The organism is Aphanothece microscopica RSMan92 (genome assembly GCF_046613545.2).
Taxonomy (GTDB): domain Bacteria; phylum Cyanobacteriota; class Cyanobacteriia; order PCC-6307; family Cyanobiaceae; genus NIES-981.
This window is the reverse complement of the sequence record NZ_JBKKKY020000672.1, coordinates 1-387: the sequence shown is the minus strand read 5'-3', so window position 1 is coordinate 387 and position 387 is coordinate 1. Positions and strand designations below refer to the sequence as shown.

General features: G+C 61.0%; 1 pseudogene. It reads right to left on the bottom strand.

Annotation, left to right across the window (positions count from 1 at the left end):
- Window positions 1-387 (bottom strand): annotated as a pseudogene (locus ACLD7X_RS19565) (DDE-type integrase/transposase/recombinase); the annotation flags it as partial.

The following is a 387-nucleotide window of genomic DNA, read 5'->3' as shown; positions in this document are numbered from 1 at the left end:
GAGCATGGCCCGTTCCCGTCGTCGAAACGGTTGATGGGAATTCTCGACGCGGTTGTTCAACCACCGGCCGATCTCGCGCCTATCAATCACGCCCAATGCTTTCAGAGCGGCGCCATAGGACGCCAGGCGATCCGTGACGATTGTTTCGGTGGAGCCCTGCTGCCGAAGCGATTTCCTGAGGAAGTTCCCTTCGCGGCCCTTCGGGTCAACGCTGCCTTCTTGTCCCGGCGCTTCGTCACGACGCTTTCGAGCACTTCGCCTTCGTGGTCGACCGCCCGCCAGAGATAGTGCTTCACCCCGTTGATCTTCACGAACATCTCGTCGAGATGCCAACGCCGATGCCGGAAATGGCGCATTGCCTGGACGCGGCTCCGCCGGATCTCAGAT